This window comes from Streptomyces sp. GDS52, assembly GCF_052246875.1.
GTDB classification, from domain to species: domain Bacteria; phylum Actinomycetota; class Actinomycetes; order Streptomycetales; family Streptomycetaceae; genus Streptomyces; species Streptomyces cathayae.
The window spans coordinates 4,001,285-4,020,606 of the sequence record NZ_CM125966.1 but is presented as its reverse complement, the minus strand read 5'-3'; the positions used below and the strand labels follow the sequence as shown (position 1 = coordinate 4,020,606).

Here is a 19,322-nt window from a genome sequence, read left to right as displayed (position 1 = left end):
GGTCAAGCCAGACCGGCCCAGGTCGGGCCAGGTCAGGTCAGGCCCAGTGCCGGCATCAGGTAGTAGAAGGCGAAGACCGCCGACACCGCGTACATCGCGGCCGGGACCTCCCGGCCGCGCCCGGCCGCCAGGCGCAGCAGCACGAAGGTGATGAAGCCCATGCCGATGCCGTTGGTGATCGAGTAGGTGAACGGCATCATCACCATGGTCACGAAGGCCGGGACGGCGATCGTGTAGTCCGCCCAGTCGATCTCCTTGATCGAGCCCGCCAGGATCAGGAAGCCGACCGCGAACAGCGCCGGGGTGGCCGCCTGGGACGGCACCATCGTGGCGACGGGCGTGAGGAACAGCGCGACGGCGAACAGCGCGCCGGTGACGACGTTGGCGAAGCCGGTGCGCGCGCCCTCGCCGACGCCGGCCGTGGACTCCACGAAGGCGGTGGTGGCGGAGGAGGAGCTGGCGCCGCCCGCGGCGACCGCGACACCGTCGATGAACAGGACCTTGTTGATGCCGGGCATCTGGCCGTCGGCGTCGGTCAGCTTGGCCTCGTCGGAGACGCCCATGATCGTGCCCATCGCGTCGAAGAAGCACGAGAGCAGCACGGTGAAGACGAACAGGACGCCGGTCAGCACGCCGACCTTGGCGAAGCCGCCGAACAGGCTGACCTCGCCGATCAGGCCGAAGTCGGGGGTGGCGAGGGGGTTGCCGGGCCAGGTCGGGTTGGTCAGGCCCCAGGAGGGGATGTCGGCCACGGCGTTGATGATCACGGCGAGGACCGTCATCGCGACGATCGAGATGAGGATCGCGCCGGGTACCTTGCGCACGATCAGCGCCAGCGTGAGCAGCGCGCCGAGGATGAAGACGAGAACCGGCCAGCCGGTGAGGTGACCGCCGGTGCCGAGCTGGAGCGGGACGGTGGTCTGGGCGGCGTCCGGTATCCGGGAGACGAAACCGGAGTCGACCAGACCGATCAGCATGATGAACAGGCCGATACCGATGGCGATGGCCTTGCGCAGACCGTACGGGACGGCGTTCATCACGCGCTCGCGCAGACCGGTGGCGACCAGCAGCATGACGACGAAGCCGGCCAGCACCACCATGCCCATCGCGTCCGGCCACGCCATGCGCGGGGCGAGCTGGAGGGCGACGACCGAGTTCACGCCGAGGCCGGCGGCCAGTGCGATCGGCACGTTGCCGATGACGCCCATGAGCAGCGTGGTGAACGCCGCGGTCAGGGCGGTCGCGGTGACCAGCTGGCCGTTGTCGAGCTGGTTGCCGTACATGTCCTTCGCGCTGCCGAGGATGATCGGGTTCAGCACGATGATGTAGGCCATCGCGAAGAAGGTGGCGAATCCGCCACGGATCTCGCGGGGCAGGCTGCTGCCCCGCTCGGAGATCTTGAAGTAGCGGTCGAGTGCGCCGTGTGCGGGCGCGGGTCCCGGCTGATCGGGCAGGGGGGCCTTGCTGGGGGCCGACGTGGACATGCGGAACCTCATCACCGTCGGACTTCCAACAAAGTCCTTTGGCGCTTCCTACGATCAGAACGAGCCAGAGACAAACAGATTCAGTATGAAGATATAACGACAGCCACGCTATCTCCGCGCGTAGACATCCGCGGACCGGTGCGGCGAACCTCACCCTCGTCCGCCCTCGTAAGCTGTCCGCATGGCCGCTTTCTTCTCGGGTCTCTCGCGTTGGTTCACGGGGACCCCCAAGCACGAGGCGCCGGAGCCCCTGGAGGGCCCCGTGGTCGCCACCATCGTCGGCGGCACGATCATCTGGTTCGCCCTCTTCCTGGTGCAGCTGCCCTTCTACGGCTGGTTCGACGACCACGGCCGCACCTGGTGGCTGTGGACCTGCCTGGCCGGCGGCGGGCTCGGGTTCATCGGCATCTGGTACGTCCGCCGGCGCGACGCCGCGATCAAGCGCGACCGGGCTGCGGCGACCGCAGCGGCTGCGCGGACCGCGGAAACAGCGGAGACGGAACCGGCCGGCGGGCCCTCCGGAACCTCCTCCGGCGCCCCCTCCGGCATGTCCTCCCCGTCGTCGGCCGACTGACCCCCGCCGCTCCCGTACGACCACGGCACTACGGCCGCCCCGCGGTCCTCCTCCCCCGGTCGGATCTTCCGCGCATCCGGTGGGTGAAGCCGTGACGCCGCACGTACCGTCGACTGCATGACGCATCTCGACGCGGACCCGCAGGCCGGTGCCGCGCGGCCCGGCACCGTCACCTCGCCGGTGACCGGCCTGACCGCCGCGGAGGTGGCCGAGCGGGCGGCTCTCGGGCAGGTCAACGACGTGCCGGTGCGCAGCAGCCGGTCCGTGCTCGAGATCGTCCGCGCGAACGTCTTCACCCGGTTCAACGCGATCATCGGTGTCCTCTGGGTGATCATGCTGGTCGTCGCGCCCATCCAGGACAGCCTGTTCGGCTTCGTGATCCTCGCCAACACCGGGATCGGCATCGTCCAGGAGTGGCGGGCGAAGAAGACCCTGGACTCACTGGCGCTGATCGGCGAGGTGCGGCCCACGGTGCGCCGGGACGGGGCGAGCACCGAGGTCGGCACCTCCGAGATCGTGCTGGACGACCTGATCGAGATCGGACCGGGCGACAAGGTCGTCGTCGACGGGGTGTGCGCCGAGGCGGACGCGCTGGAGATCGACGAGTCGCTGCTCACCGGCGAGGCCGATCCCGTGGTCAAGCGGCCCGGGGACCGGCTCATGTCCGGGAGCTTCGTGGTCGCGGGCGGCGGTTCCTTCCAGGCGACCAGGGTGGGGCGCGAGGCGTACGCGGCGCAGCTCGCCGAGGAGGCGTCCCGGTTCACGCTGGTCCACTCCGAGCTGCGTTCGGGCATCTCCACGATCCTCAAGTACGTGACGTGGATGATGGTCCCGACCGCGATCGGGCTGATCATCAGCCAGCTGGTGGTCAAGGAGAACGAGCTGAAGAACTCCATCGCCCGCACGGTCGGCGGGATCGTTCCGATGGTGCCCGAGGGGCTGGTGCTGCTCACCTCCGTCGCCTTCGCGATCGGCGTGATCCGGCTGGGGCGCAAGCAGTGCCTGGTGCAGGAACTGCCCGCCATCGAGGGGCTGGCCCGCGTCGACACGGTCTGCCTGGACAAGACCGGCACCCTCACCGAGGGCGGCATGGACGTCACCGGGCTGCGGCTGCTCGACGGCGACGACGAGACGTACGTGCGGAAGGTGCTGGGGGCGCTCGGCGCGTCCGATCCGCGGCCGAACGCGTCCCTCCGGGCGATCGCCGACGCCTACCCGGACGCCGGGGACCGGCGCTGCACCGACACCCTGCCGTTCTCCTCGGCCCGCAAGTACAGCGGCGCCACCTTCGCCGAGGGTGCCGAGGGCGACGAGGGCACCGGGCAGCCGCCCGTCACCTGGCTGCTCGGGGCGCCCGACGTGCTGCTGGACGCCGACGACCCGGCCCTGGAGCGGACCACGCGGCTGAACGAGCAGGGGTTGCGGGTGCTGCTGCTCGCCCGCGCCGGGAGCGACGTGCCCGTGAGCGACCCGGACGCGGCCAAGGACGTCCGCCCGACCGCGCTGGTGGTGCTGGAGCAGCGGCTGCGGCCGGACGCGGCCGACACCCTGCGGTACTTCTCCGAGCAGGACGTCCGCACCAAGGTCGTCTCCGGCGACAACGCCGTGTCGGTCGGTGCGGTCGCGGCCAAGCTCGGGCTGAGCGGTACGGCGGTCGACGCGCGCCGGCTGCCCGCCGAGCGGGACGAGATGGCCGAGGCGCTGGACCGGGGGACGGTGTTCGGACGGGTCGCCCCGCGGCAGAAGCGGGACATGGTGGGCGCGCTCCAGTCGCGCGGGCACACGGTCGCCATGACCGGCGACGGGGTGAACGACGTGCTGGCGCTGAAGGACGCCGACATCGGGGTGGCGATGGGATCCGGTTCGGAGGCCACCCGGGCGGTCGCGCAGATCGTGCTGCTCGACAACAGGTTCGCCACCCTGCCGTCGGTGGTGGCCGAGGGGCGGCGGGTGATCGGCAACATCACCCGGGTCGCGACGCTGTTCCTGGTGAAGACCGTCTACTCGGTGCTGCTGGCGGTGCTGGTGGTGTGCTGGCAGGTGGAGTACCCGTTCCTGCCGCGTCATCTGACCCTGTTGTCCACGCTCACCATCGGCGTCCCGGCGTTCTTCCTGGCCCTCGCCCCCAACAAGGAGCGGGCCCGGCCCCACTTCGTACGGCGGGTCATGCGGTACGCGATCCCGGGCGGGGTGCTGGCCGCGCTGGCGACGTTCGCCACGTATCTGCTCGCCCGCCACCACTACAGCGGTGCGGGGGCCTTGGAGGCGGAGACGAGCGCGGCGACGCTGACGCTGTTCCTGATCTCGCTGTGGGTGCTGGCGATCATCGCCCGGCCCTACACCTGGTGGCGGGTCGGGCTGGTGGTGGCGATGGCCGCGGGGTTCCTGCTGGTGCTGGTCGTGCCGTGGCTGCAGGAGTTCTTCGCGCTGAGGCTGGTGGGGATGACGATGCCGTGGATCGCGGTCGGCATCGCGGTGCTGGCGGCGGCCGTCCTGGAACTCCTGTGGCGGTGGGTGGACCGCGCTTTCGCTTAGCGCTCGGCTCGGGAGGGGACGGTCGGTTCGTCCCTGCGGGCCGGTGGGGGCTGGTCGCTTGGCCCTGCGGGCCGGTGGGGGCTGGTCGCGCAGTTCCCCGCGCCCCTGACGGGGCGTTTTGGTGAACCGCGCGACCAGAGGGACGCGGCTTACTTCACGGTGAACCGCGCGACCAGGGGGACGCGGCTTACTTCACGTCGATGAAGTCGCCCGCGGAGTTGACCGCCGGGGTGGGCGTGTTGCCCGCGAAGGAGTAGCGGTAGTAACCGTCGACGGAGGCCTTGACCGTGGTCTTCAGGTTGCCCTTCGCGTCGGTCGTGATGGTCTTGAGGGTGGTGTAGGTGCTGGTGCCCTTCTTCTTGAACTGGAGCTTCACCGGCTGCTTCGTGTAGCCGGCGTACTTGTTGGTCTCCCAGTTGGCGCGGGTCAGCTTGCCGGTGACCGTGAGGGTCTTGCCCTTCTTGACCGGCTCCGGCGAGGCGTTGACGGTCAGCTTGGAGTAGCGCTGGACCTTGGTGGTGCCGAGGCCGCCCTTCTCCGCGTAGCCGACCTCGGCCATGTCGAGGTCGTCGGAGTCCAGGTCCTCGCCGTTGAAGGCGATGGCCCAGGCGCCGGCCTTCCAGGTGCCGGCGTCCGCGTTCAGCAGCTCGCCGTCCTTGGGACGGATGTCGATGGTGCCGGAGCAGGTGGCCTTGGTCGCCGAGGTCGCCTTGCAGTGGCCGAAGTCGTCGCCGATCAGCACGTTCTGCGGCGCGGCGAAGCTGCCCTTGTAGAGGAACGGGTCGGTGAGGAAGCCGAGCGCGGTGACGTCGACGTCCGCGCCGTGGGTCAGGGTGTAGGTGACCTTGGTCGTGACCCGGTTGCTCGTGCCGACCTTGATCGCCTTGGCGATCTTGAAGTTGGAGAAGGTGACGTTCAGGGCGTACGGCTCGTCGTAGGTGGCGGCACGGGCGCTGAATGCGGCCTTGTCGGACGAGGCGGCGTGCGCGGCCTCACGGACCTTCGCGATGTCCGCGCGGCTCGCGGCGTCGCCGGACGCCTGCGCGGCCGGGGCGGCGAGGGCGGAGAGGGCCAGGGCGCCGGAGACTGCGGCGACGGTGGCTCGGATACGCATGCGTTCTCCATGTGGAGAAGGGGCCCCGACGGTCGTCGTTCCAACGGCTCGTCGTCACTTCCGGGGCCCGAGTGACCTGGGAGTCTGTTGACTCAGGGGATCAGATACGTCACACCGGCAAATGGTTGTACGAGCGATCGAAAACTTGTGTGCGATTCTTGAAGATCACGGCCCCGGCCGCCGCGCGCCGCAAGCAGAGCCCGAAAGGCCAGAAAAATCTGAAGAACCCGAAGGAGGGTCCCGCATGCTCACACCCGTCCGCGACAACCCCTGCCAGCATCATTTCCAGGCCTTGTCCACCATTCGGATGGGTACTGTGGTTCAGTGATGAGCCCGACGAAGACTCCGGACACGCAGTCCCGGGCGAAGCGGCGCTCACTGGGTGGACAGCTCTCCACCCGCGTGCGTTCCTTCATGGAAACCGAGGCCGGCAGCGCCGGCCTGCTCCTGATAGCCGTCGCGGTCGCCCTGATCTGGGCGAACTCACCCTGGTCGGACACGTACACGTCGCTCTGGGCCACCGACCTGTCCCTCTCCCTCGGCAACGCCGAGCTGTCGATGGACCTGGGGCACTGGGTCAACGACGGACTGATGGCCCTGTTCTTCTTCATCATCGGCCTGGAGGTCCGTTACGAGGTCTCCGTCGGTGAGCTGAACAACCGCAGCAAGCTCATGATCCCGCTCCTCGCCGGGATCGGCGGCATGCTCGTGCCCGTCCTGCTGTACCTGGCGATCGCGCCCGGGGGCGAGGCCGCCATGGGCTGGGGCGTGGTCATCGGCACCGACACGGCGTTCATGCTGGGCGCGCTCGCCATCGTGGGCCCGCGGTTCGTCACACAGCTGCGCGTCTTCCTGCTGGCCATCACCGTCATCGACGACATCGTGGCCGTCACCGTGATCGGCGTGGTCTACTCCGGCAGCATCAATGTGACGGAGCTGGTCATCGCGCTCCTCCTGGGCGTGCTGCTGTCCGCACTGACCCGCTTCGGCGTCTGGCAGGCGGCCCCGTACGTCCTGATCGTCCTGGTGATGTGGCTCGCCACCCTCCAGGCCGGTCTCCACGCCTCCATCGCCGGCATGCTCGGCGGCCTCCTGATCCCTGCCCGGAACCCGTCGCGCGAGGGAGTGGAACAGGCCGCGCGGCTCTTCCGCGCCTTCCGTCAGTCCCCCCTCGCGGACGTCGGCAAGACGGCACGCAGGGGGCTCCAGCAGGCCGTCTCCGTCAACGAGCGGATGCAGACGGTGCTCCACCCCTGGTCCAGCTACGTCATCGTCCCGGTGTTCGCACTGGCCAACGCCGGTGTCGACCTGCGCAACGGCGTCCTGACCGATTCCCTGACCTCCCCCGTCACCTGGGCCGTGGTCGTGGGTCTCGTCGTCGGAAAGCTGGTCGGCATCTGGGGCGGCGCCTACCTCGGCACCCGGACCGGGCTCGGGAAGCTCCCGACCGGGGTGGGGGAGGGCCATGTCCTGGGCGGCGGTGTCCTGTCCGGCATCGGCTTCACCGTGTCCCTGCTGATCGTCGGGCTCGCCTTCGAGGATCCGGTCATCCGTGCCGAGGGGACCGTCGGTGTCCTGCTGGCCGCCCTGTTCTCCACCCTCGCGGGCTGGCTCGTGTTCCATCTGGCCGCGGTCCTGCGCGGGGAGACCGACGCGGACCTGCCCCGCTATCTGGACCGTCCGGTCGACCCGGAGACGGACCACATCCTCGGACCCCCCGAAGCGCCCCTCACCCTGGTGGAGTACGGCGACTTCGAATGTCCCTTCTGCGCCCGCGCCACGGGCGTCACCCAGGAACTGCGGCAGCGTTTCGGCGACCAGTTCCGCTACGTCTTCCGGCACCTGCCGCTGCCCGACGTGCACCCGCACGCCGAGCTCGCCGCGCGGGCGGCGACGGCCGCCGGCATGCAGGGCCGCTTCTGGGAGATGCACGACCTGCTCTACCGGCACCAGGACGAGCTCGACTACCAGGACAGCGCCGGCTACGCCGCCGACCTCGGACTCGACGTCGAGAAGTTCCTCCGCGACCTCGACGACGAGGAGACGGCCGAGCGCGTACGGGCGGACGCCGCCAGCGCCGAGGCCAGCGGGGCCCGAGGGGTTCCGACATTCTTCGTCGGCAACCGCCGGCACACCGGCCCGTACGACGCGGCGACGCTCGCCCGCGAGCTCGAGGCGTACGCGAAGGAGTCCGGCGCCCAGGCGCCCACGCAGCAGTAGCGACAGGAGCAGGCGAGAGGTCCGCCGTGGGGGGGTGGGCCGGGGGCGACCCCGGCCCACCCCCCACGCGTTCAGTCGAACCAGCGGTCCCGTGCCAGTTCCTCCGTCCTGGACGGATCCTCCAGCAGGGCCGCGACCTCGAAGCGGCGCGGCCACTGACCGGCCGCCCAGGCCAGCCCGGCGGCGACGCCCTCCAGGGTGGCGGCGTGCGGCACGCCGTCGTCGGTCAGCCGCCAGTCGATCTCCACGCCGTCCACGACGAGCTCCTCGTGCTCGACGTACGTCTTTGGGGTGCGCGGCCCGAGCAGGACCCGCACGGACTCCGGCACGTCGTACTCGGTGCCCCGAGAGCCGACCTCCCCGGTGACGGACTCGCTCAGCCGCCGCACCTGGAACAGTTCGGCCAGCTCGGCCGCCCGCGCGGGGCGGACGGGCAGCAGGGCCACACCCGCGGTGAACGGCAGCAGGTCGGGCGAGTCGACGACCACCGCGTCGGCGGCGTCCACCACCTCGACCCGGCCGTCGACCACCGCGCGCAGCTCGTCCGGCAGGGTCACCTGTTCCGGCTCCAGGTCGGCCAGCGCCCCGTAGAGGGCGTGCAACTGGGCGGCGGTGACCGCGCGGCCGGGGTCGGCGAGACGGTCGAGGAGTTCGGCCGCGCCGCCCGGTTCGTCGAGCAGCGCGGACACGGAGGTGCGCACCCCGAGCGCCCGCAGCACCTGCTCGTCCTCGAAGCCGGCGGCGTCGGCCTCGTCGTACAGGCCGCGCAGCAGCGGGTCGCTCCCCGCGGCGCGCAGACCGGCCGGCCGGCGGCCGCCGAGCACCGGGTGCCCGCGCAGCCACCAGGCGGTGTACGGGCGGACCACCTCGTGGGTGCCGTCGGGCAGCAGGACGCGCACCGGCTGGGTGAGCGCGTCGCGCAGCGGCGGGCGGGCGAGCAGGGCGAGGGCCCGGGGCCACTGGTCGTCGTCGACGAGGTCGAGGTCGCGCACGGCGACGATCTCGGTGGCGACCGGCGGCACCGGGCTGTCGGGGAAGCGGTCGAGGATGTCCTCGCTCCACACGTCCACCGCGTCGAGCAGGCCCGCGTCGTCGGGTTCGGCGTAGTCCCCTTCCCGCGGCTCGAGTTCGTCCGGGTCGAGGACGACGTCGGTGGCGCGGACGAGGGCGAAGTCGACCAGCACCCCGCAGGCGGCCAGCGGGGCCTCGCCCCACTTCTGCGCCAACTCGATGTCCACCGAGGCGAGCTCGCCCTCGCGCATGACACGGGCGAAGGGGCCGTCGGGGAAGACCAGTTCGCAGGCCGGGGAGAGTCCGCCGTCCTCGTCGGGCAGGGCGAGGGCGCCCAGCCAGGGTTCGTCGCCGGGTTCGAGACCGGCGTCGCGCACCAGGCCGAGCACGGTGTCGGCGAGTTCCTCGGCGTCGGGCGCCTCCTCCTCCCAGCCCATGGCGGCCATGCCGCCCTCGTCGTCGAGGGAGGCGGCGACGGCGGCCCGCACCTGCGGGGTGGTGAGCACCGCGCGCGGGGTGGCCGGGAGGGCGCCGAGCTTCTCCAGCAGGGGGTGCGCGGCGTCCGGGTGGGCGACCTTGAGGCCGAGCCGGGCCAGCACCCCGGGGTCGATCCGGGGGGCCTCCGCACCGGGCAGCAGCACCTGCCGGGGGCCGATGGTGGTACGCCGGTCGGCGAGCGGCACGGGCAGCCCGGAGAGCCGGTCCGGGTCGACCCCGGCAAGGCTCTCGTACAGCCGCCACCACCACTCGGGCGCCCTCTCCAGCCCGGCGAGCCGGTCGATCGCGTCGGCCAGCGGGACCCGGGGCACGCCCAGGGCACGCAGTTCCGTCCGCCGTTCGAGCCCGGCGGGCAGCAGGGTGGGCAGCACCTCGGCGAGCACCCGCACGGTGTCGGCCCCGGCGCCCTCGACGATCTCGGCGTCCCGGGGACGCAGGGACTCGGGCAGACCGGAGTCGTCGTCCTGCTCGCGCGGGGGGACGGCGGGGGGCAGGAAGGAGGTGCGGGGCAGCCGCCCGAGGACCGCCTGGCGCAGGGCGCCGTCCAGTTCGCCCTTGCCGAGCGGGCCGGGCACCAGGTCGATGATCCCGGCGGTCACCGGATGCCACTCCGCGAGGAGACCGGCGTAGGCGTCGGCCGCGCGCTCCACCAGGAAGTCGGTGAGCGGGCCGGGGGCGACGTGCCGGCGGGTGGAGTCCAGCGGGAAGGAGGCGATGAGCAGGGCGGGGACGCCGAGCGGCTCGTCGCTGGGGGTGGGGGCGTGCACGACGGGGCCGGTGCGGGGCCGGACGGGGCTGCCGTCGGAGTCGACGGGGACGGCCCAGGTGACCGACCAGTGGGGCCGCAGCCGCTCCTCGACGGGACGGTCGGCGAGCAGGTCCGGGGTGAGCGGGCCGTGCGCGGCGGAGGTGCGCCAGCGGGTGGCGCCGTGGCCGGAGTCCGTGACGACGGTGAGGGCGCCCTCCGCGCTCCGGCGCACGGTGCGGGGCTCGGCGTCGCCGATCTCGACGACGACCTCCTCCAGGCCGGGCAGGGCGAGCAGCAGGGCGTCGTCGACGGCGTGCAGCAGCCGCTCGGCGAGGTCGGCGGCGGCCGGGTCGCGCAGCGGCAGGATGACGGCGGTGTCGTACGGGTCGGGGGCGGTGCCCTCGGCGGCGAAGGGCAGGCGCAGCAGCGGTACGTGCCCGTCGCGGCGGCGGATCTCGTCGCCGAGACCGGCGCTGTGCCCCGCGCTGTCACCGGCGAGTTCCCGGGCCTCGGCCAGCGACCACCGCACCCCGCCCTGCCGGCCGACGAGGGCGGGCTCGTCGGTGACGGCGAGGACGGCGGCGAACCCGACGCCGAACCGGCCCACGGCCCCGGCGGGCTCGTCCCGCTTCGCGGACGCCCGCAGGGTGGACAGCGACTCCACCCCGGCCGCGTCCAGCGGGGCGCCGGTGTTCGCGGCGACGAGCACCCCGTCGCGCAGCGTGAGCCGGAGCCGTCCCGGCACCCCCGCGCGGGCGGCGGCGTCGGCGGCGTTCTGCGCCAGTTCGACGACGAGGCGGTCCCGGTACCCGCCGAGGACGAGGTCCTCCTCGGCGTTGGCGTCCTCACGGAACCGGGCGGGACTGGCGGCCCAGGCGTCCAGCACCCCACGCCGCAACCGCACCGTCCCGAACGGGTCGGCGCCCTCGTCCGCAGGCCGTACGAACATGCTCACGGTCACTCTCCTCATCGGCCCCGATCGGCGTGAGACCGAAGGTACCCCTCCACGGGACCCCGCCGAGGACAGCCCGGTCGGCCCCGGGGCGTTCGAGCGACGCTCCGCCCCGCAGCGGAAGCGGACCGGGTACCTCCTCGATGACGGACAGGCGGACTCCGACCACAGTGCGTACTCGCCCGTCCCCCGCCGGAGGCCCGAAGACCGGAGTGCGACGCCGCGGATCCCGGCCACCGGCGGCTCGCTGAACTCGGAGCCGCGGAGGCAGCGCGCATCGTGGCCCTGGAGCCCGACGGGGCCAGGACCTTCGTCGAGCCGCGCCAGGCGGCCCGTTCCCTGATCGTGGATTCCCCGGACGCCGAGGAACCGGATCAGCCGGTCCGCCTGCTCCTGACTGCGCCTCGCCCCACCGGAACACCACCGTCCGCGCGCGCGTGAGCACTTCGGCCGCATCCGTCCACATGCCGCTCACCCGAGCGCCCGGACGACACGTGGCCGCTGACCGCTCACGGTTCCCGGCACGCACGACGAGGGACCGAACCCGTGTCAGGGCCCGAGTCCGCCTCGGACCCTGGCACGAGTGCCGCAGCCTACGAGTGCCCCAGTTCCGCCGAGGACGCGTCCTCCGTCGCCGGGACCGAGCCGGAGTCGGGGGAGGGGCGCAGCGGGAAGGGGTCGACGCGGGTCTCGTCGATCCGGGGCGGGACGGGCTGGGGCGGCCTGGGCATGACCGCGGCCTCCGAGTGGCCGCCGCAGCCGTAGGCCAGGGAGACGACACGGCCGTCGGCCGGGGAGAACTCGTTGGCGCACACACCGAAGGCCTGGCCGAGCGATCCGCCGATCGGGGCGAGGAAGCCGCAGGACACACAGGACGCGGGGGCCGCCTGCGCCATCGGGGTCTTGGCGCCGAAGGCCTCCTCCCAGCGGTCGGCGGCGGTGTGCAGGCCGTAGCGGGACAGGACGCGGGCGCGCCGCATGCCGAGTTCCTCGGCGAGGGCCGCGATCGACCCGCGGGCCGGGACGGTCGCCTGGTGCGCCGGGGTGCCCTCGGTGACGTCCGCGTCCTCGGCCTCCGCCAGTTCGGTGAACTCCTCGGAGACCGGCGAGTTCGGCGGCGGCGCGTCCTCGCCGGAGAAGCCGGGCTCCAGCCGCAGGTCCTCGGCGTCGGTGGGCAGCAGATCGCCGGGGCCCATGTCGCCGGGGCGCAGCCGCTCGCTCCACGGCACCCACTCCGGCGCGAGGATCGCGTCGGGGCCGGGCAGCAGGACCGCCTCGTCCACCGTGACGATCTTGGCGCGGGAGGCGCGGGCGACGGTGACGGCCCAGCGCCAGCCGCGGTAGCCGAGTTCCCTGCACGCGAAGTAGTGGGTGACGACCCGGTCGCCCTCGGAGAGCATGCCTTCGTGTTCGCCGACGACCCCGGGCGCGGCGGCCTCCTCGGCTGCCGCGCGGGCGAGGTCGACGGCCTCGGCGCACAGCCGGTCGGGGGTGCGGCTTCGCGTTGTCGCTGCCTTCACAGGTATCGCTTCTCTCCTACGCCGTCTCACGAGTGCGCCACTCCCGGCGCGAGGGCGGACGGAGCGGACCGGAGGACCGCGTCGACGTCCACGCCTGATCGTGCTCGGGCGCGCCTCCATCCATTCTGCGGGATGGCTGAGATACGCACGCTACCTGCTCGCGTGCCCTGGGCCTACACCGACGGTTGTTCTCGAGTGTTCTCAGCTGTTCCCGGGCATCGCGCGCCGGCGCCGCGTTCCGCCGGAAGCCGCACACCGTGGGGCCGTCGAGGCGGTCGGGGCACTACGGACCGCCGTATCAGGGCACTATGAACGTCGTGGCTACCGCGAGGACACCCCAGGGCGCCACCGGGACCGGTGGGCCGCACGAAGCCAGAGGGGCCAGAGTCAGAGGAAAGGGCCCGCGCCTCACGTCGGGCAGGCCGGGCGGCCGTCTGCGTGCGGCCGGCCGTGTCCTGCGCTTCCCGGTGACCGGAACCGCACGCGGGATCCGCCGGGCCACCCACGCGCACGGCGCCGGGGAGTCCGGGCTCGGCAAACTGATCGAGCTGCACGGTGTGAACGGCGCCGGCGACGTCATGATCACCGTCGCGCTCGCGTCCACCGTCTTCTTCTCCGTGCCGACCGACGAGGCACGCGGCCGGGTCGCGCTCTACCTCGCCATCACGATGGCGCCGTTCACCCTTCTGGCCCCGGTGATCGGCCCGCTCCTGGACCGTCTCCCGCACGGCCGCCGGGCCGCGATGGCGGGCGCGATGCTCGCCCGGGCGCTGCTCGCCCTGGTGCTGTCCGGCGCGGTGGTCACCGGCGGCCTCGAGCTGTATCCGGCCGCGCTCGGCGTGCTGGTCTCCTCGAAGGCGTACGGGGTGGTCAGAAGCGCCGTCGTGCCCCGGCTGCTGCCGCCCGCGTTCTCCCTGGTGAAAGCCAACTCGCGGGTCACCCTCGGCGGGCTGCTGGCCACCGGCGTCGCGGCGCCGATCGGTGCGGGACTGCACCAGATCGGACCGCGCTGGCCGCTGTACGGGGCGTTCGTGCTCTTCGTCACAGGCATGTTCCTGTCCTTCCGGCTGCCGCCGGTGGTGGACTCCGCCAAGGGTGAGGACACGGCGCTGCTCGCGGCGGACGAGGCCCATCTGCACGGCCCGCACCGCAGGTCCGGCAGGCGGCCCGGTCTGCGCACGGTCGGCCCGGCCGTCACCCACGCGCTGACCGCCAACGCCTCCATCCGCTGTCTGACCGGCTTCCTGATCTTCTTCCTCGCGTTCCTGCTGCGCGAGCATCCGATGTCCGGCCAGAGCGCCGTCGTGTCCCTGGGCATCGTGGGGGTGGCGGCGGGCGCGGGCAACGCGCTCGGTACGGCCGTCGGCGCGTCGCTCCGGTCCCGCGCGCCGGAGATCATCATCGTGACGGTGGTGGCCTGTGTGACGGCCGCGGCGATCACGGCGGCGGCGCTGTTCGGCGCGGTCGTGGTGGCCTGCCTCGCCGGGATCGCCGGCTTCGCGCAGGCACTGGCCAAGCTGTCCCTGGACGCGCTGATCCAGCGGGACGTGCCCGAGACGGTCCGCACATCGGCGTTCGCCCGCTCCGAGACGCTGCTGCAGATGGCGTGGGTGCTGGGCGGGGCGATCGGTATCGCGATGCCGCTGATCGGGTCGCTGGGCCTCGCGGTGGGCGCCGCGATCGTCGCCGCGGGCTGGCTGACCACCGTCCGCGCGCTGGTCGGCTCCGCCCGGCACAGGGGCCGCGGGCGCGCGCGAGTGGCGTAACGCTCCGGCCACGCCGTACCCCACGTGGGAAGTGGACCGGACGTGCCCGATAACCTTCGCCCATGACCACGTTGCCCCGCGGCACAGCCGCTCGAAGTGACCGCGCTGTGCGACGGCGCCGTGCCGTCGTCGTCGCCGGTGCCGTCTCCGCCGGACTGCTCGTCCTGTCGGCCTGTGACAAGCCGACGGCCATGTCCACGATCACCGTCGGCAGCGACTCGGTGGCCTCCGAGGCCACCTGCGGCGGCGAGGGCAAGGCCCTGAAGGCCTCCGACCTGACGTCGTGCCTGGAGGACAAGGACATCAAGGAGATCTCGGTCGACCCGGACGAGACCGTGCGCTTCGGTGTCGACCCGGACCTCGCCGACAAGGGCTGGACGATCCTGATGAACGGTCAGCCGCTGACCGACTCCAGCACCAAGACCTACCGCACCATCCCCGGCAGCGTGTTCTTCAACGCCCAGTACGGCGCCCAGGGCAACTCGACCCTGGTGTCGGTCAAGCAGGGCGAGAACGAGGCCACCGGCCTGTGGTCCTTCCGGCTGAAGAAGGACGCCTGATCGCGTCGTCCGCCCGGACGCCCCCCGCCCCCACGAGACCGGGAGCGCGGGGAGGAGTCCTCGTGGCCACCGCCGTCCCCGCCGAACGGGACGCGGTGGCCAGGGCCTTTCCCGGTGCCGCGCACGGGAGGGCCCTGCCCGGGGTGGAGGTCGTCACGATCGCCGACGGCCCCGATCTGATCGCCGCCGGTGTCGGCCCGGCCCGCGCCGCCGCCTCCACGGCCGCCGCGCTCACCGCCGCCGCTCTGGACGGCCGCCCCTACCGCCTGGTCGTCTCGGCCGGGATCGCCGGCGGCTTCCCGCCGCACGCGCCCCTCGCCTCGCTCGTCGTCGCCGACGAGATCACCGCCGCCGACCTGGGCGCCGAGACCGCCGACGGCTTCCTGCCGGTGACCGACCTCGGCTTCGGCACCGTCACCCACCGGCCCCCCGCCGCCCTGGTCCGGGAGGTGGCCGCCGCGTCCGGCGCGCTCACCGGTGCCGTGCTCACCGTGTCGACGGTGACCGGCACCGCGGCCCGCGCCGCCCGGCTCCGCGACCGCCACCCCGGCGCGCTCGCCGAGGCCATGGAGGGCTTCGGCGTCGCCGAGGCCGCCGCCGCACACGGCCTGCCCGTGCTGGAGGTACGGGCGGTGTCGAATCCCGTCGGCCCGCGCGACCGCGCCGCCTGGCGCATCGGTGACGCCCTGGACGCCCTCACCGAGGGCTTCGGGAAGATCGCGCCCGTCCTGGAGAGTTGGAACCGGTATGACAGCTGAGCAGCAGCGGCTGGGGATCGTGTACTCCCCCTGCCCGAACGACACCTTCGTCTTCGACGCCCTCGCGCACGGCCGCGTCCCCGGCGCGCCCGCCCTCGACGTCACCTTCGCCGACATCGACGTCACCAACGGCATGGCCGAGCGCGGCGAGTCGGACGTGCTGAAGGTGTCGTACGCGGCCCTCCCCTACGTCCTCGACGCGTACGCGCTGCTGCCCTGCGGGGGCGCGCTGGGCCGGGGCTGCGGACCGCTGGTGCTGACCCGGGAGGAAGGGCTGGACCTGGCGGGGCGCACGGTCGCCGTGCCCAGCGAGAGGTCGACGGCCTACCTGCTGTTCCGGCTGTGGGCGGCGGACGTGGTGCCCGGCGGGGTCGGGGAGATCGTGGTGATGCCGTTCCACGAGATCATGCCCGCCGTCCGGGACGGGAAGGTCGACGCCGGGCTCGTCATCCACGAGGCGCGCTTCACCTACCGGGAGTACGGGCTGCACCGGCTCGCGGACATGGGTGAGCACTGGGAGCGGACCACCGGGCTGCCGATCCCGCTGGGCGCGATCATCGCCAGGCGGTCCCTCGGAGCGCGGACGCTGACCCTGCTCGCCGACTCGATCCGCCGCTCCGTACGGGCCGCCTGGGACGACCCCGAGGCGGCCCGGCCGTACGTCATGGCGCACGCCCAGGAGATGGACCCGGCCGTCGCCGACCAGCACATCGGGCTGTACGTCAACGAGTTCACCGCCGACCTCGGCGAGGACGGCTACGCGGCCGTACGGGGCCTGCTGACGCGTGCGGCGGCCGAGGGACTGGTGCCGCCCCTCGGCCCGGACGCCCTGCGGTTCCCCTGACCCCTACCGGCGCGGGTGCCGGTGCGGGCGCGGGTGTCGGTACCGGTGCCGGCTGGCCGGATCAGACGTCCAGCTGGTCGGCGACCGCGCGGAGCAGGCCGGCGATCTGCTTTCCGGAGGTGCGGTCCGGGTAGCGGCCCTGCTCCAGGTTCGGCGCGAGGTTCTCCAGCAGGGTCGTCAGGTCCTGGACGATGGAGGCCAGTTCGTCGGGCTTCTTGCGCTGGGCGGCCGCGACCGACGGGGTCGGGTCGATGACGGTCAGGGACAGGGCCTGGTCACCTCGCTGTCCGGCGACCACGCCGAACTCCACCCGCTGGCCCGGCTTCAGGGTCTCGACTCCGGCGGGGAGGACCGAGGAATGGACGAAGACGTCACCGCCGTCGTCACGGGAGAGGAAACCGAAGCCCTTCTCACTGTTGAACCACTTGACTTTGCCGGTGGGCACGTCTGTCCTCGTCCTCGTACTCGTCGGGAAACCGCTTCTGGAACAGCTCTCGATAACGCTCGGGCAGATCCTGGTGACCCACCGCAACCAAGGCTAATGGTCTTCGGGCGGGTGACAAGACGTCGCCCGGTAGTTCCCTCCGGCCAGGAACTACCCTGGTCCGGTGGCTGACAAAACCCAAGCGAATTCCGCGGCGCCCGGCGACGGCCTGGTCCGTGCAGGCGGCGTCGTCTTCCTCATCGGTACCGTGGCCACTCTGGTCACGGTGGCCCCGTTGTTCCTCGGTACGGAACCCTTCCCGACGTACATGTTCGTACTGAGCATGCTCATGGGGGTCGGTTTCCTGATGGCCGGTGCGGGAGTGCTCCGCTCGGCCGCGGCCGGCCGCCGTCAGGCACGCGCCGGACGGTAGGCCGTCGGGCGCCCCGGCGGGGAGCCGTCAGGGGCGCGCCGCGCGGTGGTCCGCGAACCAGCGGGGGAACTCGGTCAGGTCGGCGAGGACGACGTCCGCGCCCGCCGCGCGCAGTTCCGCCGGGTCGCACGGGCCGCTGGCGACCGCGACCGCCAGTGCTCCGGCGGCCCGCGCGCCGCGCACGTCACCCACATGGTCGCCGACGTACACGCCCGCGCCGTGCTCGCGCAGCGCCAGCGCCTTCTGCTCGGCCCACAGATCGCCGATCACCGCGTCCGGTTCGATGCCGAGGTGGGCGAGGTGCAGCTTGGCGTTGGGCTCGTGCTTCGCGGTGACGACGATCGCCTGTCCGCCCGCCTCCCGTACGGCCGCCATGGCGTCGCGGGCGCCGGGCAGCGCCGGCGTGGGGGCTATGGCGTAGGTCGGGTACATCGACCGGTACAGGTCCGCCGCCTCCTCGACCCGCTCGGCCGGGAACCAGTTGATCAGTTCGTCCTCCAGCGGCGGTCCCAGCCGGGTGACGACGAGATCGGCGTCCACGGGGGTGCCGGTCCGCTCGGCCAGCGCCAGGTAGCAGGCACGGATGCCGGGCCGGGAGTCGATGAGCGTCATGTCGAGGTCGAAGCCGACGGTGAGCGGCGCGGACGGGAGCGGGGTCGTGGAGGCCATGCCCGCCATTGTGCCTGCGGCTCGTGCGAGGTCAGCGGGGGCGTTGGGAGCGCCAGGTGAGGAACAGGGCCGAGGTCACCGCCGCGGCCCGGACCACCCAGGGCCAGGTTTCGAAGACGGCGTCGTTCATGGCGCCGTCGGCGACGGGGGTGCCCCAGCGTTCCTCGGTCCGGCCCCAGAGCCAGACGATCCCGCCCGCGATCGCGAGGCCCGGCAGGACGACGACCGCCCACTTGATCTCGGCCCGGGTGAGGCGGCGGGAGGCGTAGGCGATGACCCAGCCGAGGAACAGGGCGAACCAGTTGCCCAGGACGGCACCCACGACCAGCAGGCCCGCGGCGACCAGGAGCAGGGGGTTGCTCCAGCGGCCGGAGGGGAGCCGCACGAACCGACGCCGGGCGGACCGGGACCCGGCCGCGGTTCCGGCACCGGTGTCGGTGTCGGTCCCGGCTTCGACGACGGCCGGCGCGGGGGCCTTCCCGTCCCGGCCCGCCGCCCCGTCCGGTTCCTTCGCCGGCGGGGGCTTGAGCAGTTCGGGGATCTCCACTCCGCCGACGAAACCGGTGACCTCGTCGCCGACGCCGAAGGGGCTGTCGTCCACCCGCCACCAGTCGGGCTGGGCAGCGCTGTCCCCGAGTTCGTCCGTACCGGCCCGGTGCGGCGGGGACGGTACGCCGGCGGCGGGCCCGGGGTGCGGGTTCCCGGCCGGACGGGGGCGGGGGACCGCGCGGCGCAGGACGTCCCGCGCGCGCCCGCCGAGGTCCCCGCTCCGCTGGGCGGGAACCTCGGCGGGCGGCGGTGCGGGCCTGTTCGCGGTGGGCCCCTCCGGCCGAGGATCCGCGCCACCGGCCCCGGCCGCCCCGGAGGGGTCCGCGGCCGCCGCCACGACCTCGTCCGGGGTGCCCATGCGGGAGATGATGCGGCGCACGGCGGCCGGGGAGTCGACCGCGGTCCTCGCCCGGCGCCGGTCGATCTCGTCACGCAGCCGGGCGACCAGGCCCATCCGGGTCGCCGACGGCAGCTGCCGCTGCTGGGCCACGTCACCGACGCGGCTCAGGTACTCGTAGACGACCTGGTCACTCTCGATACCCACGAAGTGCCCTCCGGGGCGGATGCGTTGGTACACGACGTCGGACGACGGTACCGCGAGTCCGGTCGGCCGACCCAACTCCGCGCACCCCACCGGCGTACCCACCCGCTACCGTGATGCGG

15 protein-coding genes are annotated in these 19,322 nt (G+C 72.8%); 8 read left to right on the top strand and 7 right to left on the bottom strand.

Annotated features, from left to right (window positions below; translation table 11 throughout):
* Window positions 1-32 precede the first annotated feature (32 nt).
* Window positions 33-1,484, bottom strand: a complete 1,452-nt coding sequence (locus ACTWJ9_RS18405) for an NCS2 family permease (RefSeq protein WP_279335328.1) — start codon at window positions 1,482-1,484, stop codon at window positions 33-35.
* Between the two features lie 181 nt (window positions 1,485-1,665).
* Here ACTWJ9_RS18405 and ACTWJ9_RS18400 point away from each other — a divergent pair, with 181 nt between their 5' ends.
* Together ACTWJ9_RS18400 and ACTWJ9_RS18395 are read left to right on the top strand one after the other, a co-directional pair.
* On the top strand, window positions 1,666-2,058 hold the full coding sequence (locus ACTWJ9_RS18400) for a DUF2530 domain-containing protein (RefSeq protein WP_279335327.1): 393 nt from the start codon (window positions 1,666-1,668) through the stop codon (window positions 2,056-2,058).
* A gap of 117 nt (window positions 2,059-2,175) precedes the next feature.
* The gene (locus tag ACTWJ9_RS18395) at window positions 2,176-4,593 is read left to right on the top strand and encodes a cation-translocating P-type ATPase (RefSeq protein WP_443294448.1); all 2,418 of its coding nucleotides are present in this window, start codon (window positions 2,176-2,178) and stop codon (window positions 4,591-4,593) included.
* A 187-nt stretch (window positions 4,594-4,780) separates the two neighbouring features.
* Here the strand turns inward: ACTWJ9_RS18395 and ACTWJ9_RS18390 are convergent, their stop codons facing one another.
* Window positions 4,781-5,707 (bottom strand): hypothetical protein, encoded by a 927-nt coding sequence (locus ACTWJ9_RS18390; protein WP_443294447.1) that lies wholly within the window; start codon window positions 5,705-5,707, stop codon window positions 4,781-4,783.
* A gap of 327 nt (window positions 5,708-6,034) precedes the next feature.
* Here ACTWJ9_RS18390 and nhaA point away from each other — a divergent pair, with 327 nt between their 5' ends.
* Window positions 6,035-7,927: a Na+/H+ antiporter NhaA gene (gene nhaA / locus ACTWJ9_RS18385; RefSeq protein ID WP_443294446.1), complete on the top strand. Its 1,893-nt coding sequence runs from the start codon at window positions 6,035-6,037 to the stop codon at window positions 7,925-7,927.
* 71 nt (window positions 7,928-7,998) lie between these two features.
* Here nhaA and ACTWJ9_RS18380 read toward each other — a convergent pair whose 3' ends face one another.
* Window positions 7,999-11,139 carry a sacsin N-terminal ATP-binding-like domain-containing protein gene (locus ACTWJ9_RS18380; protein ID WP_443294445.1) on the bottom strand — a complete coding sequence of 1,047 codons (3,141 nt, stop codon included), beginning with the start codon at window positions 11,137-11,139 and terminating at the stop codon, window positions 7,999-8,001.
* Between the two features lie 590 nt (window positions 11,140-11,729).
* Complete coding sequence (locus tag ACTWJ9_RS18375) at window positions 11,730-12,656, bottom strand: DUF3027 domain-containing protein (protein ID WP_387035555.1); 927 nt, start codon at window positions 12,654-12,656, stop codon at window positions 11,730-11,732.
* A 317-nt stretch (window positions 12,657-12,973) separates the two neighbouring features.
* Here ACTWJ9_RS18375 and ACTWJ9_RS18370 point away from each other — a divergent pair, with 317 nt between their 5' ends.
* From ACTWJ9_RS18370 to ACTWJ9_RS18355, 4 genes are all read left to right on the top strand, one after another.
* On the top strand, window positions 12,974-14,422 hold the full coding sequence (locus ACTWJ9_RS18370) for an MFS transporter (protein ID WP_443295898.1): 1,449 nt from the start codon (window positions 12,974-12,976) through the stop codon (window positions 14,420-14,422).
* A gap of 62 nt (window positions 14,423-14,484) precedes the next feature.
* Window positions 14,485-14,982, top strand: a complete 498-nt coding sequence (locus tag ACTWJ9_RS18365) for a DUF2771 domain-containing protein (RefSeq protein ID WP_279335319.1) — start codon at window positions 14,485-14,487, stop codon at window positions 14,980-14,982.
* 62 nt (window positions 14,983-15,044) lie between these two features.
* The gene (locus ACTWJ9_RS18360) at window positions 15,045-15,740 is read left to right on the top strand and encodes a futalosine hydrolase (RefSeq protein WP_388703349.1); all 696 of its coding nucleotides are present in this window, start codon (window positions 15,045-15,047) and stop codon (window positions 15,738-15,740) included.
* Window positions 15,730-16,584, top strand: a complete 855-nt coding sequence (locus ACTWJ9_RS18355; RefSeq protein WP_384205022.1) for a 1,4-dihydroxy-6-naphthoate synthase — start codon at window positions 15,730-15,732, stop codon at window positions 16,582-16,584. Before ACTWJ9_RS18360 ends, ACTWJ9_RS18355 begins: the two co-directional genes overlap by 11 nt.
* Window positions 16,585-16,645: 61 nt before the next feature.
* On the opposite strand, the gene ACTWJ9_RS18350 is transcribed toward ACTWJ9_RS18355, so the two are convergent.
* A complete protein-coding gene (locus ACTWJ9_RS18350) occupies window positions 16,646-17,029 on the bottom strand; it encodes a cold-shock protein (RefSeq protein ID WP_384205024.1) in 384 nt (127 codons plus the stop codon).
* A gap of 163 nt (window positions 17,030-17,192) precedes the next feature.
* Between ACTWJ9_RS18350 and ACTWJ9_RS18345 the strand changes: the two genes are divergently transcribed.
* Window positions 17,193-17,441: a hypothetical protein gene (locus tag ACTWJ9_RS18345; protein ID WP_279335315.1), complete on the top strand. Its 249-nt coding sequence runs from the start codon at window positions 17,193-17,195 to the stop codon at window positions 17,439-17,441.
* A gap of 27 nt (window positions 17,442-17,468) precedes the next feature.
* On the opposite strand, the gene ACTWJ9_RS18340 is transcribed toward ACTWJ9_RS18345, so the two are convergent.
* Entirely contained in the window at window positions 17,469-18,110 is a 642-nt protein-coding gene (locus ACTWJ9_RS18340; RefSeq protein ID WP_443294444.1) for an HAD family hydrolase, read from the bottom strand.
* A 31-nt stretch (window positions 18,111-18,141) separates the two neighbouring features.
* Window positions 18,142-19,203 carry a hypothetical protein gene (locus tag ACTWJ9_RS18335; RefSeq protein WP_443294443.1) on the bottom strand — a complete coding sequence of 354 codons (1,062 nt, stop codon included), beginning with the start codon at window positions 19,201-19,203 and terminating at the stop codon, window positions 18,142-18,144.
* Window positions 19,204-19,322: the final 119 nt, after the last annotated feature.

Coding starts and splice junctions, on each gene's coding strand:
- ACTWJ9_RS18365 (WP_279335319.1), top strand. CDS start 14,485: ATGACCACGTTGCCCCGCGGCACAGCCGCTCGAAGTGACCGCGCTGTG.
- nhaA (WP_443294446.1), top strand. CDS start 6,035: ATGAGCCCGACGAAGACTCCGGACACGCAGTCCCGGGCGAAGCGGCGC.
- ACTWJ9_RS18405 (WP_279335328.1), bottom strand. CDS start 1,484: ATGTCCACGTCGGCCCCCAGCAAGGCCCCCCTGCCCGATCAGCCGGGA.
- ACTWJ9_RS18390 (WP_443294447.1), bottom strand. CDS start 5,707: ATGCGTATCCGAGCCACCGTCGCCGCAGTCTCCGGCGCCCTGGCCCTC.
- ACTWJ9_RS18355 (WP_384205022.1), top strand. CDS start 15,730: ATGACAGCTGAGCAGCAGCGGCTGGGGATCGTGTACTCCCCCTGCCCG.
- ACTWJ9_RS18340 (WP_443294444.1), bottom strand. CDS start 18,110: ATGGCCTCCACGACCCCGCTCCCGTCCGCGCCGCTCACCGTCGGCTTC.
- ACTWJ9_RS18395 (WP_443294448.1), top strand. CDS start 2,176: ATGACGCATCTCGACGCGGACCCGCAGGCCGGTGCCGCGCGGCCCGGC.
- ACTWJ9_RS18400 (WP_279335327.1), top strand. CDS start 1,666: ATGGCCGCTTTCTTCTCGGGTCTCTCGCGTTGGTTCACGGGGACCCCC.